14 protein-coding genes are annotated in these 14,091 nt (G+C 72.5%); 3 read left to right on the top strand and 11 right to left on the bottom strand.

The window, feature by feature from the left end; genetic code table 11:
- Positions 1-59: 59 nt before the first annotated feature.
- The gene (locus IH50_RS0119015; RefSeq protein WP_030863300.1) at positions 60-497 is read right to left on the bottom strand and encodes an ATP-binding protein; all 438 of its coding nucleotides are present in this window, start codon (positions 495-497) and stop codon (positions 60-62) included.
- Between the two features lie 111 nt (positions 498-608).
- Positions 609-950 (bottom strand): anti-sigma factor antagonist BldG, encoded by a 342-nt coding sequence (gene bldG, locus IH50_RS0119010; protein ID WP_003991900.1) that lies wholly within the window; start codon positions 948-950, stop codon positions 609-611.
- A 79-nt stretch (positions 951-1,029) separates the two neighbouring features.
- Here bldG and IH50_RS0119005 point away from each other — a divergent pair, with 79 nt between their 5' ends.
- Complete coding sequence (locus IH50_RS0119005) at positions 1,030-3,534, top strand: DEAD/DEAH box helicase (protein WP_078914023.1); 2,505 nt, start codon at positions 1,030-1,032, stop codon at positions 3,532-3,534.
- 268 nt (positions 3,535-3,802) lie between these two features.
- Here IH50_RS0119005 and IH50_RS0119000 read toward each other — a convergent pair whose 3' ends face one another.
- The 7 genes from IH50_RS0119000 to ssd form a co-directional block, all read right to left on the bottom strand.
- A complete protein-coding gene (locus IH50_RS0119000) occupies positions 3,803-4,267 on the bottom strand; it encodes an Rv3654c family TadE-like protein (protein WP_051767373.1) in 465 nt (154 codons plus the stop codon).
- Positions 4,264-4,629, bottom strand: a complete 366-nt coding sequence (locus IH50_RS0118995) for a TadE family type IV pilus minor pilin (RefSeq protein ID WP_030863295.1) — start codon at positions 4,627-4,629, stop codon at positions 4,264-4,266. The genes IH50_RS0119000 and IH50_RS0118995 overlap by 4 nt, the downstream gene beginning before the upstream one ends.
- Complete coding sequence (locus tag IH50_RS39915; protein WP_030863293.1) at positions 4,616-4,825, bottom strand: DUF4244 domain-containing protein; 210 nt, start codon at positions 4,823-4,825, stop codon at positions 4,616-4,618. Before IH50_RS39915 ends, IH50_RS0118995 begins: the two co-directional genes overlap by 14 nt.
- A gap of 65 nt (positions 4,826-4,890) precedes the next feature.
- On the bottom strand, positions 4,891-5,679 hold the full coding sequence (locus IH50_RS0118985) for a type II secretion system F family protein (RefSeq protein WP_030863289.1): 789 nt from the start codon (positions 5,677-5,679) through the stop codon (positions 4,891-4,893).
- A complete protein-coding gene (locus tag IH50_RS0118980) occupies positions 5,676-6,551 on the bottom strand; it encodes a type II secretion system F family protein (protein WP_030863286.1) in 876 nt (291 codons plus the stop codon). The genes IH50_RS0118985 and IH50_RS0118980 overlap by 4 nt, the downstream gene beginning before the upstream one ends.
- Positions 6,548-7,753, bottom strand: a complete 1,206-nt coding sequence (locus IH50_RS0118975; protein ID WP_030863283.1) for a TadA family conjugal transfer-associated ATPase — start codon at positions 7,751-7,753, stop codon at positions 6,548-6,550. The genes IH50_RS0118980 and IH50_RS0118975 overlap by 4 nt, the downstream gene beginning before the upstream one ends.
- On the bottom strand, positions 7,750-8,856 hold the full coding sequence (ssd, locus tag IH50_RS0118970; protein ID WP_030863279.1) for a septum site-determining protein Ssd: 1,107 nt from the start codon (positions 8,854-8,856) through the stop codon (positions 7,750-7,752). The genes IH50_RS0118975 and ssd overlap by 4 nt, the downstream gene beginning before the upstream one ends.
- Before the next feature lie 580 nt (positions 8,857-9,436).
- On the opposite strand from ssd, the gene IH50_RS0118965 reads away from it, so the two are divergent.
- On the top strand, positions 9,437-10,270 hold the full coding sequence (locus IH50_RS0118965) for an HAD family hydrolase (RefSeq protein ID WP_030863277.1): 834 nt from the start codon (positions 9,437-9,439) through the stop codon (positions 10,268-10,270).
- Between the two features lie 412 nt (positions 10,271-10,682).
- Here IH50_RS0118965 and IH50_RS0118960 read toward each other — a convergent pair whose 3' ends face one another.
- A complete protein-coding gene (locus IH50_RS0118960; protein WP_030863274.1) occupies positions 10,683-11,507 on the bottom strand; it encodes a hypothetical protein in 825 nt (274 codons plus the stop codon).
- A gap of 101 nt (positions 11,508-11,608) precedes the next feature.
- On the opposite strand from IH50_RS0118960, the gene IH50_RS0118955 reads away from it, so the two are divergent.
- Positions 11,609-12,589, top strand: a complete 981-nt coding sequence (locus IH50_RS0118955) for an ATP-binding protein (protein ID WP_030863271.1) — start codon at positions 11,609-11,611, stop codon at positions 12,587-12,589.
- A gap of 3 nt (positions 12,590-12,592) precedes the next feature.
- Here the strand turns inward: IH50_RS0118955 and IH50_RS0118950 are convergent, their stop codons facing one another.
- Complete coding sequence (locus IH50_RS0118950) at positions 12,593-13,864, bottom strand: hypothetical protein (RefSeq protein WP_030863268.1); 1,272 nt, start codon at positions 13,862-13,864, stop codon at positions 12,593-12,595.
- Positions 13,865-14,091: the final 227 nt, after the last annotated feature.

Here is a 14,091-nt window from a genome sequence, read left to right as displayed (position 1 = left end):
TGACGAAGGGCCCCACGAGGGGGCCCTTCGGAAAAACGGTCGTCGTCCGGGTGAACCGGTCAGGCGAGGAGGGTGGCCGGCGGCACGGTGGGCCACCTCATGCGGATCGATCCGCCGTGCCGTCCCGCGCTGACCTCGACGTCGTCGACGAGCCCGCTGATGACCGCGAGGCCCATCTCGTCCTCCTCGGTCTCCGCGTCGGCGTCGCCCGGCGCGTCACCGGGCGCCCGCTCGCCGGGGGTCGCGTGGGGCGCCTCGTCGCCGACCTCGATGGAGAACTGCTTCTCCTCCTCGATCAGCAGCACCTTCACGGGGGCCGAGATGCCGCCGTTCCGGTGCAGTCCCACGGCACGGGTGCAGGCCTCGCCGACGGCGAGCCTGACCTCGTCGAGGACGGCCTCGTCCACTCCGGCCCTGCGCGCCACCGCCGCCGCCACGAGCCGGGCGGTCCTGACGTGCTCGGGCAGCGCGCTGAAGCGGAGTTCGACGGTGGCCATGCATCCCCCTCGCGACTACGGGCGTGCTGTGGAGAGGCCGGGCCGCCGAAAGCCCGGCCCTCCTCCTGGTTCTCTTCCGCCGTCCGGGCACGCGGCCCAGGAGCGGGGTGGTCAGTCGGTGGCCGCCACCGCTTCCTCGACCGAGGTGTGGATCGGGAACACCTTGGTGAGGCCGGTAATGCGGAAGATCTTGAGAATACGCTCCTGGTTGCAGACCAGGCGCAGTGAGCCCTCATGGGCACGGACGCGCTTCAGGCCGCCGACCAGCACGCCGAGTCCGGTGGAGTCGAGGAAGTCCACACCTTCCATGTCGACGACAAGGTGGAAACTGCCGTCGTTCACCAGCTCGACCAACTGCTCGCGCAGCTTGGGCGCGGTATATACGTCGATTTCGCCACCGACCCTGACGATCGTGCGATCGCCCATGGTTTCGGTCGACAGGGACAGGTCCACGGATCCTCCAGCACCTAGCTATCGAGCGGTCGCCCTTGGGGCATCTCGGCTCAGCCCCCGGGACGGATCGCCAGCCGCGATGGCATTCAATCACTTACCGGCAGGCGTGCACGACGCCTTGGCCCCATTGTCCGTCACGCCAGTGACACACTCGGTGCCGATGGCCAAGAATCACCGATCCGATCGACCCCCGACGGACCTCCCGTCCGGGCCCGCCCCGGGCGCGGTCCTGGACCGGCTCGCGTCCGGACCGAGCCGGGCTTCGCGCATCACTCATACGGAGCACTTGCCCCCGCGCGAGGGTCGCCATGCCGTCTGGCCGGACCGGATCCGTCCGGAGGTCCTCGCCGCCGTGCGGACCGCGGGCGTCGAACACCCCTGGGCCCACCAGGCACGCGCCGCCGAGCACGCCCTGGACGGCGAGTCCGTCGTGGTCGCCACCGGCACCGCGTCCGGCAAGTCCCTGGCGTACCTCGTGCCCGTCCTGTCCGCGCTCCTGGACGGCGCCGAGGCCCCGAACGGCCGTGGCGCGACCGCCCTGTACCTCGCCCCCACGAAGGCCCTCGCAGCGGACCAGTGCCGGTCCGTGAAGGAACTTTCACAACCATTGGGCCATTCGGTGCGCGCGGCCGTCCACGACGGCGACACTCCGTTCGAGGAACGCGAGTGGATCCGCCAGTACGCCAACTACGTGCTGACCAACCCGGACATGCTGCACCGGGGCGTCCTGCCGGCCCACCCCCGCTGGTCCTCCTTCCTCAAGGCGCTGAAGTACGTCGTCATCGACGAGTGCCACACCTACCGGGGCGTCTTCGGCTCGCACGTCGCCCAGGTGCTGCGCCGCCTGCGCCGGCTGTGCGCCCGCTACGGCGCCTCCCCCGTGTTCCTGCTGGCCTCCGCGACCGCCGCCGAGCCCGCGGTCGCCGCCCGCCGCCTCACCGGCGTGCCGGTCGTGGAGGTGGCCGACGACGCCTCACCGCGCGGTGAACTGGTGTTCGCCCTCTGGGAGCCGCCGCTGACCGAGCTGCACGGCGAGAAGGGCGCACCGGTCCGCCGTACGGCCACCGCCGAGGCCGCCGACCTGCTGACCGACCTCACCGTGCAGGGCATCCGCTCGGTCACCTTCGTACGCTCCCGGCGCGGCGCCGAGCTGATCTCCGTGATCGCCCAGGAACGCCTCGCCGAGGTCGACCGCTCGCTGGCCCGGCGTGTCGCGGCGTACCGGGGCGGCTACCTCCCCGAGGAGCGCCGCGCCCTGGAACGCGCCCTGCACTCCGGCGAACTCCTCGGTCTCGCGGCGACGAACGCCCTCGAACTCGGCGTGGACGTCTCCGGCCTGGACGCCGTGGTCATCGCCGGCTATCCGGGCACCCGGGCCTCCCTGTGGCAGCAGGCCGGACGCGCGGGGCGGTCCGGGCGGGGCGCCCTCGCCGTCCTGGTCGCCCGCGACGACCCCCTGGACACCTTCCTCGTCCACCACCCGGAGGCCCTCTTCGACCGGCCCGTGGAATCCACCGTCCTCGACCCCGACAACCCCTACGTGCTCGCCCCGCACCTGTGCGCGGCGGCCGAGGAACTGCCGCTGACCGAGGAGGACCTGGACCTGTTCGGCCCGGCCACCGAGGAGCTGCTCCCGCAACTGGAGGCCGCGAAGCTGCTGCGCCGCCGGACGAAGGCCTGGCACTGGACCCGCCGGGAGCGGGCCGCCGACCTGACCGACATCCGGGGGCAGGGCGGCCGGCCGGTCCAGGTCGTCGAGGCCGGCACGGGCAGGCTGCTCGGCACGGTCGACGCGGGCGCGGCCCACACGAGCGTCCACGAGGGCGCGGTCCACCTGCACCAGGGCCTGACGTATCTCGTCCGCTCGCTCGACCTGGAGGACTCCGTCGCCCTCGTCGAGCGGGCCACCCCGACGTACACGACGGTGGCCCGGGACACGACGTCGGTCTCCGTGCTGGAGACGGACACCGAGATCCCATGGGGCGACGGCCGCCTGTGCTACGGCTCCGTCGAGGTCACCAACCAAGTGGTCTCCTTCCTGCGCCGGCGGGTCATCACCGGTGAAGTGCTGGGCGAGACGAAGCTCGACCTCCCACCTCGTACGCTGCGCACCCGCGCGGTGTGGTGGACGGTCACCGAGGACCAGCTGGACCGGGCCCGGATCAGCCCGGAGATCCTCGGCGGTGCCCTGCACGCCGCCGAGCACGCGTCGATCGGCATGCTGCCGCTCTTCGCGACCTGCGACCGCTGGGACATCGGTGGCGTCTCGGTCCCGCTGCACCCCGACACGCTGCTGCCCACGGTCTTCGTCTACGACGGCCATCCGGGCGGCGCGGGTTTCGCGGAGCGCGCCTTCCGCACCGCCCGCGCCTGGCTCACCGCCACCCGCCAGGCCATCGCCTCCTGCGAGTGCGACGCCGGCTGCCCCTCCTGCATCCAGTCCCCCAAGTGCGGCAACGGCAACGATCCTCTGCACAAACGAGGCGCGGTACGGCTCCTCACGGTGCTGCTGGAGGGCGCACCGGCGGAGAAGCCGGAGGGCACGGAGGACGCCGCGGGGGCGTCCGGGACCACTGAGGCGTAGGCCGGGCCCGGTACCGGTACCTGATACGAAACGCGCTTCTGAAGCGGGAACCTGGCTCGATGCAGAATCCGGTCTTGATCCGGTGACCGGGCTTGATCCGGAGCCGGTCCCTGTTCCGGCTCCGCGCCTGATCCGGAACCCAGGTCCCATCCGGATCCGAGGCCCATCCAGGACCGAGGACCACCCGGAGCCGGAACCCACCCGGAGTCGGAACCCATCCAGGACCGAGGACCATCCAGAGCCAGGACCCACCCGGAGCCGGAGCCGGTCACGGCACTCGAGCGGCCCCCCGAGCCGTCCCCGGCGTCCCGGCCCCGCCCGGGGCCGGACCACCCGGACGCGGAGGTTCCGCCGGACCCGCAGGCCCCGCCCTGGCCCTGATCTCCGCCGTGAACGGCCCCCGGCCCGACGCCACCGACACGTCCGACACCTCGCCGGTGACCACGCACCGTACGAGCCGCGTGTTCTGTGCCCGGGCCACCCGGTCCGCCCGGGCGCAGGCCGCCGTACCGCCCCGTGCCCAGTGGTCCGCCGCCGCGAGCGCCGCCAGATCCGCGCCGCCGGCCGCCCGGTGCCGGACCACGACGGCGTGTCCCAGGGCGAGGACGACGCCGAACACCACGCACAGCACGGCGATCGCACCGACGCTCCAGACGGTCGCCGACCCCCGGTCGGAACACCGCGTGCGCCGCCGCCCGTCCGCCGGCCACCGCTCCCGGAACCGGGCCCTCACGACGCCGCCCCCACCGTCTCCTCCACCGCGGCCACGGCCTCCTCCCGCAGGTCGAAGGGCAGTCCGTGCAGAACCGGGGGCCTGGCCTCGACGACCACCCGGACCTGCTCGGCCTCCCGGCTCACCGTGACTCTCGCGCCGGGTGGTGCCGCTTCGCGGGTCACCTCGACGACGGCGGCAGGGGAATCCTGCCGGGCCGCCGCGCGGGCGCCCGCGCGCGCCGCGTCCACACACCGGATCTGCGCCGCCACCACCAGCAGGCCCCAGACCAGCGCCGTCGCGAGCATCACCAGCACGGGCAGCACCATGGCCGACTCCGCCGTCACGAACCCGCGGTCCGCACGCCGCTCACATCCGGCCATCGAGTGCCTGCTGCACGATGTTCCGCAGCGCCGCGCCGACCGGTCCGCTGGTGACCACCTTGTAGAGCACGACGGAGAACGCCACCGCCGCCACGATGCCCATCGCGTACTCCGAAGTCACCATTCCGGCGTCCTTCCGTGCCGTACGCGCCTTGCACACCAGGGCACGCAGTCGTGCCCGTACCGCCTGATACATCTCAACCCCCGTACGGAGTAGTCGTATTGATCTTGTGAGTCCTGCCGTCACCGCCGGTCGCCCCGTCAGGCACCACCTCCTCCCAGCACCCCGCCCGCGAGTCCGATCACCACGGGCAGCACGCCGACCGCGATGAACGCGGGCAGGAAGCACAGCCCCACCGGTGCGCTGACCATGACGGCCGCCCGCCGGGCCCGTGCCGTCGCCGCGCGGGTCCACTCCGCGCGGGCCCCGGCGGCGAGCCGGGCCGCGGGAGCGGCCAGGGGGAGTCCGGACACATCGGCCCGCTCCAGCAGCCGGGCCAGGGGCCGTGCGCCCGGCACCGACGCCAGCCGGCGCCATGCCGCGGCCGGTTCGCCGCCGAGCCGTACCTCCGCCGCGCCCCGCGCCAGCGCCTCCCCGACCGGCCCGCCCAAGGTCTCTCCGACGGCCTGCGCGGCGAGTACCGGGCCGGCGCCCGCCGCGATGCAGGCGGACAGCAGGTCGGCGGCGAGCGGCAGTTGACGCTCCGCCCCGGCGGTGTCCGTCTCCCGCGTGTGCGGAGCGGCGGCCCTTCGCCGAAGGCGCCACCACCACAGTCCGGCCGCGACGGCCGGCCCCGCCACCGCTCCGGCAAGACCGCCCACCAGCACCCATCCGGCACCCGCCACGCCCGCGTACGGCAGCCAACTCCGCACGGTGCGCGGCAGCGTGCGGGGCGGGGTGGTCGTCGTCCGTTCCGGGGGCAGCACCGCGGCCAGTCGCCGCCGGGCTCTCCGCTCGCGCCGCGCGCGGCCCCACCATCCCGCCGACCAGGCGAGCGCGAGCACCGCCCCCACCACCGCCCCCAGCCTGTGGACAAGGTCCCCGCTCATGCCGTCCCCTCCTCGGCTCCCTGCGTGATCCGCAGCGCCCACCACAGCCCCAGGCCCTCCAGCACCCCGCCGGCCGCCAGACAGACCAGTCCCGACGGTGTGTGCAGCAGGATGTGCAGCGGGTCGGCGCCGAGAGCCGCGCCGAGGGCCAGGCCCACGGCCGGGAGTCCGGCGAGCAGCACCGCCGTCGCGCGGGCGCCGGCCAACTGGGCACGCAGGTCGGCCCGCTGGTCCCGCTCGGCACGCAGCGCCGCTTCCAGCCGGTCGAGTCCGGCCGCGAGTCCGGCTCCCTGGTCCACCGCCACCCGCCAGCACGCGGCGAGTCCCCGCAGCCCCTCGGCACCCGGCTGCCGTGCCGCCTCCGCGAGCGCCTCCGGGACGTCCCCGCCGAAGCGCGCCGCCGCGAGCACCGTCGCCTGCATGTCACCGAGTCCGCCGGAGTCCCGCGCGGCCGGCAGCAGCGCCTCACCCGGCTGCCGCCCGGCGCGCACCTCCCCGGCGAGCGCCCCGCACAACGCGATCACCGCGTCGCCGCGGTCCTCCCGCGCGCGGCGTTCCCCGGCGGCCCGTCGCACCCGCCTCAGCAAAGGCACCCCGGCCGCCCCCGCGACGACCGGCAGCGGCGACGCACCCAGCACCGCCAGCACCAGGCCGGCAGCCAACGACCACCACTCGGCCCGCAGCCGCCCGCGTGCCCGCCCCCACGCACGGATCATCCGGGGCCACCCCGGTGGCCCGCCGTCCACCACGTCTCCACCGGCCGACAGCAACCGCGCCCGCCTGGCCCCGGCATGCCCGCCGCCCAGCAGCCAGGCCGCGGTCCCCAGGCACGCCACGGCCGCACCCGTCGACACCTCGGTCGTCCCGTTCATCCTCCGGTCCCCTCGTCCGGTCCTCCGGTGTTCGCGTCCCGGAGCAGCTCCCGCAGGCGCTGCCATCCCCGCTCCCGGGTGAAGGCCTGCGGGCCCCACCGCAGCGCCGGCACCGTCCGCACCAGCCCCGACGGGTCCCGTTCCAGCACATGCACCTCCGCGATCCGCCGTCGCCCGCTCCGGTCGCGTACGAGGTGCAGCACCACCGAGAGGGCGGCCGCCGCCTGGCTGTGCAGGGCGAACCGGTCGAGTCCGGCTGCCGTACCGAGCGCCTCCAGCCGGGCCGGTACGTCGGTGGCGGCGTTGGCATGGACCGTCCCCGAGCCGTCGTGGCCCGTGTTGAGGGCGGCCAGCAGATGGACCACCTCCGGGCCGCGCACCTCACCGACGACCAGCCGGTCCGGCCGCATCCGCAGTGCCTGCCGCACCAGGTCCTCCAGGGTGACCAGGCCCGCTCCCTCCTGGTTGGCGGGTCTGGTCTCCAGGCGCACGACGTGCGGGTGGTCGGGCCGCAGTTCCGCCGAGTCCTCGGCCAGGACGATGCGCTCCTCCGGTCCGACCAGTCCCAGCAGCGCGCTCAGCAAGGTCGTCTTCCCGCTGCCGGTCCCCCCGCTGACGAGGAACGACAGCCGCGCGTCCAGCAGCGCCCGCAGCACGCGGTCCCCGCCCGGCGGGACCGTCCCGGCCGCCATGAGCTCGTCGAGGGTGAAGGCGCGGGGTCGTACGACCCGTAGCGACAGGCAGGTGCCGCCGACGGCCACCGGGGGCAGCACCGCGTGCAGTCTGGTCCCGTCGGGCAGCCGCGCGTCGACCCAGGGCCGGGCGTCGTCCAGGCGCCGGCCGGCCACGGCGGCGAGCCGTTGGGCGAGGCGCCGGACGGCCGGCTCGTCGGGGAAGGCCACCTCGGTCAGTTCCAGTCCGCCACCCCGGTCCACCCAGACCCGGTCCGGCGCCGACACCAGCACGTCGGTCACCGAGGGCTCGGACAGGAGCCGTTCCAGCGGACCGCTGCCGACCAGCTCGGACCGCAACTGCTCGGCCGCTCCGAGCACCTCTGCGTCACCGAGCACCCGCCCTTGGTCCCGCAGCGCCTGCGCCACCCGCGCGGGCGTCGGTTCGGCCCCGCTCTCGGCCAGCCACCGCCGCACCCCGTCGAGCAGGCCGGGAGGCATGACCGCTCCGCTCGTCACCGCCCTCCTCATGCCGCCCTCGCCTCCACCAGCGCCCGCTCCCAGAACTCCTTGCAGAAGCGGGCCAGCGGGCCCCGGCCCGAGGCCCCGGGCGGCCGGCCCGCCTCGTACGGGCGCCGTAGGGCGGGCTCGGCGGGCACGTCTCCGGCGAGGGGCAGCCCGAGCAGCCGGGCCACCTCACGGTCGTCCAGTCCCGGCGCGTACGGCCCGCGTACCGCCACCCGCAGATCACGCAGGACCATGCCGACGGCGGAGGCGACGCGGCCCGCCGCCGCGACGGCGCGCAGTTCGGCGGGGACCACGAGGAGTCCGAGGTCGAGCTGGGCGAGGACCTCGGCGACCCCCTCGTCGACGCGGCGCGGCAGGTCGACCACGACGGTGCCGCCCCCGCGCCGCGCCGCGGCGAGCACCGCGCGTACGGCCCTGGGCGGTACGGCGAGACAGTCACCGCGGTCCCAGCTCAGCACCCGCAGCGAGTGCAGTTCCGGCAGTGACTCCTCCAGGGCGCCGCCGCCGACCCGGCCGTGGGACGCGGCGAACGCCGGCCAGCGCAGCCCTTTGGCCGTCTCGCCCCCGAGAGCCACGTCGAGTCCGCCGCCCAGCGGATCGGCGTCCACGAGGAGGGTGCGCAGCCCCTCACGCGCGGAGGTGACGGCGAGCGCGCACGCGAGCGTGGACGCCCCGGCGCCGCCCCGGCCGCCGATGACACCGACGGTCAGGGCGGGCCGTCCGACGCCTTCGGCCACGTCGGCGATGCGGTCGACCAGCCACTGCTCGCCGTCGGGCAGCATCAGCACGTGGTCGGCACCGATCTCGACGGCCCGCCGCCAGACCCCGGGGTCGTCCTGGTCGCGGCCGACCAGCACCACTCCCGGCCTGCGTGCCGCCCCGCGCACCCGCCGCGCGGCGTCGTCCCCGACCAGGACGAGCGGTGCGGCCTCCCAGCCACCCTTTGCTTCCGGCACTGTGTGATGGACCTCCGGTGTGGCGCCGGCCGCCGCGCACAGGCGCAGCAGGTCGTCGAGGAGCCCGGCGTCCTCGGTGATGATCAGCGGTGCGCCCGGCCGGCCTCCTCCGGTGGCCGGCGGCGGGTCGTGGGTGATGGCTCCGGACATGTTCGTCCCCCTTTGCTGCATCTCTCGCGCAGCCCCTGCGGCCCCGCGATTCCCAGGCGTGCGAAGAGCCGGCAAGCGGTTCTTCTTTGAACGGCCGGCGGAAACCGGCCGTACGCGACCCGACAAACGGAACCGGGTGTGAACTCGCGGCGAGCGGTCGCGTCGGAATCACGATGCGGCGATCCGGAAAAACATGTGGATCTTGGTCGATAACTGTGGACGGGGCGGCGCCTGTGAATATCGCGGTCACCCATACCGGTGAGTCCCGCACCCCCCCTGTGCGGCTTCCGCAGAGCAATCCGACGACTACCCGTAGTAATCGTCCATGTTCATGACAGAAGACCGTGCGTGCGGCACCGGCACGGTGTACCAACCGCGAGGAGAACGAGGAAAACCCACCCGGACATGCGACGACCCCCGCCGGGGGGGAGAGCGGGGGTCGTCCCCACGGCCGACTCGGGGGGGGAGGAGTCGGACCGGGTTAGACACGGTCGCGAACGATCCGTGACTTCCATGGTGTACCCGAGAGCCCTCTCAGGCAAACCCACACGCCCCACCTTACGCCGAATGGGCTGCGCCTATGCTCAAGGACGTGGAAAACCACTCGATGCCCCGCACAGCCGCCTTCTTTGACCTGGACAAGACGGTCATTGCGAAGTCGAGCACGCTCACGTTCAGCAAGTCGTTCTATCAAGGCGGCCTGATCAACCGCAGGGCTGTCCTGCGCACCGCGTACTCCCAGTTCGTGTTCCTGGCGGGCGGCGCCGATCACGACCAGATGGAGCGGATGCGCAAGTACCTGTCCGCGCTGTGCCGCGGCTGGAACGTCCAGCAGGTCAGGGAGATCGTCGCCGAGACGCTGCACGATCTGATCGACCCGATCATCTACGACGAGGCCGCCACCCTCATCGAGCGGCACCACACCGCGGGACGCGACGTCGTGATCGTGTCCACGTCGGGCGCCGAGGTGGTCGAGCCGATCGGCGAACTGCTCGGCGCGGACCGGGTGGTGGCCACCCGCATGGTCGTGGGCGACGACGGGTGCTTCACCGGCGAGGTGGAGTACTACGCGTACGGTCCGACCAAGGCCGAGGCGGTCCGGGAACTGGCCGAGTCGGAGGGCTACGACCTGGCCCGGTGCTACGCCTACAGCGACTCGGTGACCGATGTGCCGATGCTGGAGGCCGTGGGCCACCCGCACGCCGTGAACCCGGACCGCGCACTGCGCCGGGAGGCCCTCGCGCGGGAGTGGCCGATCCTCGACTTCCACCGCCCGGTACGGCTCAAGCAGCGCTTCCCCGCCTTCTCCGTGCCGCCACGCCCCGCCCTGGTCGCGGCAGCCGCCATAGGCGCCGCGGTGGCCACCGCGGGCCTCGTCTGGTACGCCAGCCGGCGCCGTACGACGGCGGCCTGACCGCCTCCCTCCCGCGCGAGCCGCCCCGTCGGCCGCGAACACCCTGTCCACGGTCGTTCGGGACGGCCTCGAGGGAAAAGCGGGACGACGGCAAGGACAAAAGTAAAGAAGCGGGGCGAGGACTTCCGCTTGCTCCGGACCCGGAGTAGAAAGGACTTAACGGCCCGCGAGACCAGGGGCATCCGCGAGGATCACCCTCACCAACGCATGTGTGGCCCCACGGACCGAGCATGAACACCGGGAACCCACGCGACGTCGACCCGTCGATTACGGGCCAGCCGCACCAGGTGACGGGCGAAGTCCCCGACCTGATGGGCATGTATCGAGGACGCTTGGTAACGCGGTGGACATGCCAGCGGCGGTACGAGTATTCGTACCGCCGCATCTCTGTCCGCTTTTCGCCGGGCCCCTTTTACGCAGCCCCGCGCTGGAGCGCCTCGCACACGGCCGTCGACTCGCGCGCCCCCAGTTCGACCGCGCGCCCGCAATGGGCGATCCAGGCCGCCACACCCTCGGGGGTACCGGAGACATACCCCTCCAGCGCCCTGATGTAGGCCTCCCGCCCCAGCTCGGCGTGCCCGGCCTCGGCCGGGCAGACCGACTTGGGGTCGAGACCGCTGCCGACCAGAACGATGCGTTCGGCCGTACGCGCGACCAGGCCGTTGTGGGAGGTGAAGGGGCGCAGCGCGAGAAGTTCGCCGTGCACGACGGCGGCCGTCACCGGCGCCGGGGCGGAACCGCCCGCGATGATCAGCTCGGACAGCCCGTCCAGCCGGCCGTGCGCCTCCGCCGCGCTCGGCAGACCGAGCCCGATCAGGGGCTCGTCGACCGGTTCGCCTTCTTGCCGGGGGCGTCCGACCCGCTCGGCCTTGTCGGCCGCCGCGACCAGGTGCAGCCGGGCCAGGACCCGCAGGGGTGACTGCCGCCAGATGGACAGCAACTGCCCCGCCTCGGCGGTCAGCCGCAGTGCCGCGCCCATCGTGCGGGCACCGTCGTCGCCGCTGAAGTCGCTGCGCCGGCGCACCTCCTCCAGGGCCCAGTCCGCGCCCGACAGCGCCGCCGAGCCACGGGCGCCGCGCAACGCCGCCTCGGAGGTGATCTCGTTGCTGCGCCGCCGCATGACCCTGTGCCCGTAGACCCGGTCCACGGCCTTGCGCACGGACTCCACGGAGTCGGCCACTCCGGGCAGGGAGCCCAGGGCGGCGAGCGGGTCGGCGGTCGCACCTGTCGTACTCATGAGTACGACACTACGCACCTCCGGCGCCCGCCCCACGAAGGAGTGGTCTTCTTCACGCCCGGTCGCCACACACAGCCACCAATCCATTACGCTTGGTGAACATGAAAATTGCTTTCGTCGGGAAGGGCGGCAGCGGGAAGACGACCCTGTCCTCCCTGTTCATCCGTCATCTCGCGGCCGTCGGCGCCCCGACCGTCGCGGTGGACGCCGACATCAACCAGCACCTCGGGGCCGCGCTGGGTCTGGACGAGGCGGAGGCGGCCGCGCTGCCCGCACTGGGCGAGCACCTGCCGCTGATCAAGGACTATCTGCGCGGCACCAACCCGCGCATCACGTCCGCCGAAACGATGATCAAGACCACTCCGCCCGGTGAGGGCTCCCGGCTGCTGCGGGTGTGCGAGGACAATCCGGTCTACGACGCCTGCGCGCGTCCGGTGGAACTCGACGGCGGGGCCGTCCGTTTGATGGTCACCGGCCCCTTCACCGACGCCGACCTGGGGGTCGCCTGCTACCACTCCAAGACCGGAGCGGTGGAGCTGTGTCTGAACCACCTGGTGGACGGCCCCGGCGAGTACGTCGTGGTCGACATGACGGCCGGCTCGGACTCCTTCGCCTCCGGCATGTTCACCCGCTTCGACATCACGTTCCTCGTGGCCGAGCCGACCCGGAAGGGGGTCTCCGTCTACCGCCAGTACAAGGAGTACGCCCGTGACTTCGGCGTCACCCTGAAGGTCGTCGGCAACAAGGTGCAGGGCCCGGACGACCTCGACTTCCTCCGTGCGGAGGCCGGGGAGGACCTGCTGGTGACGGTGGGACACTCGGACTGGGTCCGGGCCATGGAGAAGGGGCGGCCCCCTCGGTTCGACCTCCTGGAGGAGCCCAACCGGCACGCGCTGCGCCTGCTGCACTCGGCCGCCGACGCGACGTACGAGTCGCGCGACCCCGAGCGCTACACCCGTCAGATGGCGCACTTCCATCTGAAGAACGCCCGGGCATGGGGCGACGAGCGCACCGGGGCCGACCTGGCGGCCCAGATCGACCCCGGTTTCGTGCTCGGCGAGAACGTCACGGCGTCCGCCTGACGCTCACCGCTTCCCGGCCGGAGATCCGGGCACCCCCTTGGGGGCCGGTGCGGAATCGCCGGACAGGAAGGACTTCCAGCCCTTCTTCGGCGCCTCACCGACGTCCAGCGTGCGCAGTTTCGCCAGGACCCCCGGGTCCTGGGCGTCCAGCCAGTCCGCCAACTGCCGGAAGGAGACACAGCGCACGTCGGACTTGGTGCACACCTCCTCGACGACCTCCTCGACGGCCCGCATGTAGGTGCCGCCGTTCCAGGACTCGAAGTGGTTGCCGATGATCAGGGGTGCCCTGTTGCCCTTGTAGGCCCGCTCGAAGCCCTGGAGGAGGCCGTCCCGCATCTGGTCGCCCCACATCTCGTGTTTGGCAGGGTCGCCCTGGGTGGTGGTGCCGGACTGGTTGACCATGAAGTTGTAGTCCATGGTGAGCTGCTCGAAGGAGTGCCCGGGGAAGGGCACGAGCTGCATCGACAGATCCCACAGGCCCTGCTTCTTCTTCGGCCACACCTGGTTGTTGACCCCGCTGGTGTCGTAGCGGAAGCCCAGGTCACGGGCGGCCTTCATGAAGTTCCTCCGCCCCTCCAGGCAGGGGGTGCGGGCGCCGATCAGCTCCTTGTCGTAGTCGAAGGGCAGCGGGGCCGAGTTCTTCATGCCGGTGTTGGTCTTCCAGGTCTTCACGAAGCGCTTGGCCTGGGCGATCTCGTCCTTCCACTCCGCCACCGACCACTCGCCGACCCCACCGTCACTGCCGCAGAAGTGTCCGTTGAAGTGGGTGCCGATCTCGTTGCCCTCGAGCCACGCGAGGCGCAGCTGCTTCACGGTATCGGCGATGCCCTCCTGGTCGTTGAAGCCGATGTCGGAGCGGCCCGGGGAGTGCTGCGGCGGACGGTACAGATCGCGTTTCTCCTCCGGCAGCAGGTACACGCCGCTCAGGAAGTACGTCATGGTCGCGTCGTTCTCCTTGGCGACCTCGCGGAAGTGCGAGAAGAGCTTCTGGCCGTCCTCGCCCGCGCCGTCCCAGGAGAAGACCACGAACTGCGGGGGCTTCTCGCCTTGCTCCAGCCGCTCGGGCCGGGGCAGGTGCGGCTGGGCCCCGGTGTACGCGGTGGAGCCGTCGCCGATCAGCCGGACGACGTTCTTCGGTGCCGGAGCCGGCTTGGCCTTCTCCTGGTCGCGTGCCTGCTCGCCGACGCCGTCGGTGCCGGTTCCGCAGCCGGCGAGCGAGGCGACGCAGACCGCGGCGATCACGGTGCCCGTGGCGATTTTGTGGGTGGCGGCCATCCGCCCACCTTCTTCCTTCTCTCGGGCCGAGCTCGATGAGGGCTTCGTCTGGTGCTGTGCCGGTACACGCCGACAGCGCCGTCAAAGTCGCATGGAAGGAAGAAGGAATTAATACGACAAGCCGATGAAATACCCACATCACTCGCCAGAGTGATTGATTCATCCATTTGCCCGGTAAGTCTATGCCAATCCTTTACTCTCAATTACGATCCGTTTACGGATTGTTG

The sequence above is a fragment of the Streptomyces sp. NRRL S-37 genome (assembly GCF_000721605.1).
Lineage (GTDB): Bacteria > Actinomycetota > Actinomycetes > Streptomycetales > Streptomycetaceae > Streptomyces.
The sequence above is the reverse complement of the archived record's forward strand: the minus strand, read 5'-3'. Positions and strand labels throughout refer to the sequence as shown.

Excerpts from the sequence above, each read along its gene's own strand:
- IH50_RS0119005 (WP_078914023.1), top strand. The coding sequence starts at position 1,030 with ATGGCATTCAATCACTTACCGGCAGGCGTGCACGACGCCTTGGCCCCA.
- IH50_RS0118965 (WP_030863277.1), top strand. The coding sequence starts at position 9,437 with ATGCTCAAGGACGTGGAAAACCACTCGATGCCCCGCACAGCCGCCTTC.
- IH50_RS0118995 (WP_030863295.1), bottom strand. The coding sequence starts at position 4,629 with ATGGCCGGATGTGAGCGGCGTGCGGACCGCGGGTTCGTGACGGCGGAG.
- IH50_RS0118985 (WP_030863289.1), bottom strand. The coding sequence starts at position 5,679 with ATGAGCGGGGACCTTGTCCACAGGCTGGGGGCGGTGGTGGGGGCGGTG.
- IH50_RS0118960 (WP_030863274.1), bottom strand. The coding sequence starts at position 11,507 with ATGAGTACGACAGGTGCGACCGCCGACCCGCTCGCCGCCCTGGGCTCC.
- IH50_RS0118975 (WP_030863283.1), bottom strand. The coding sequence starts at position 7,753 with ATGAGGAGGGCGGTGACGAGCGGAGCGGTCATGCCTCCCGGCCTGCTC.
- IH50_RS0118950 (WP_030863268.1), bottom strand. The coding sequence starts at position 13,864 with ATGGCCGCCACCCACAAAATCGCCACGGGCACCGTGATCGCCGCGGTC.
- IH50_RS0118955 (WP_030863271.1), top strand. The coding sequence starts at position 11,609 with ATGAAAATTGCTTTCGTCGGGAAGGGCGGCAGCGGGAAGACGACCCTG.
- IH50_RS0118980 (WP_030863286.1), bottom strand. The coding sequence starts at position 6,551 with ATGAACGGGACGACCGAGGTGTCGACGGGTGCGGCCGTGGCGTGCCTG.
- IH50_RS39915 (WP_030863293.1), bottom strand. The coding sequence starts at position 4,825 with ATGTATCAGGCGGTACGGGCACGACTGCGTGCCCTGGTGTGCAAGGCG.
- IH50_RS0119015 (WP_030863300.1), bottom strand. The coding sequence starts at position 497 with ATGGCCACCGTCGAACTCCGCTTCAGCGCGCTGCCCGAGCACGTCAGG.
- ssd (WP_030863279.1), bottom strand. The coding sequence starts at position 8,856 with ATGTCCGGAGCCATCACCCACGACCCGCCGCCGGCCACCGGAGGAGGC.